The sequence below is a fragment of the Achromobacter sp. ACM03 genome, from assembly GCF_014851665.1.
GTDB lineage: Bacteria > Pseudomonadota > Gammaproteobacteria > Burkholderiales > Burkholderiaceae_B > Achromobacter > Achromobacter aegrifaciens.
In genome coordinates, this window is the sequence record NZ_JACVAD010000032.1 from 1 (window position 1) to 262 (window position 262).

The following is a 262-nucleotide window of genomic DNA, read 5'->3' on the forward strand; positions in this document are numbered from 1 at the left end:
AAAGGCTCTTCCGATTTCGCTCGCCACTACTTTCGGAATCTCGGTTGATTTCTTTTCCTCGAGCTACTGAGATGTTTCAGTTCACCCGGTTCGCTTCCACTGGCCTATGTATTCAGCCAGGGATACTGCTTGCGCAGTGGGTTTCCCCATTCGGACATCTACGGATCAAAGCTTGTTTGCCAGCTCCCCGTAGCTTTTCGCAGGCTACTACGTCCTTCATCGCCTGTGATCGCCAAGGCATCCACCATATGCACTTAGTCGC

The 262-nt window shown here is 51.9% G+C and carries 1 rRNA gene; it reads right to left on the reverse strand.

The window, feature by feature from the left end:
- A 23S ribosomal RNA gene (locus IB257_RS31455) occupies positions 1–262 on the reverse strand; the annotation flags it as partial.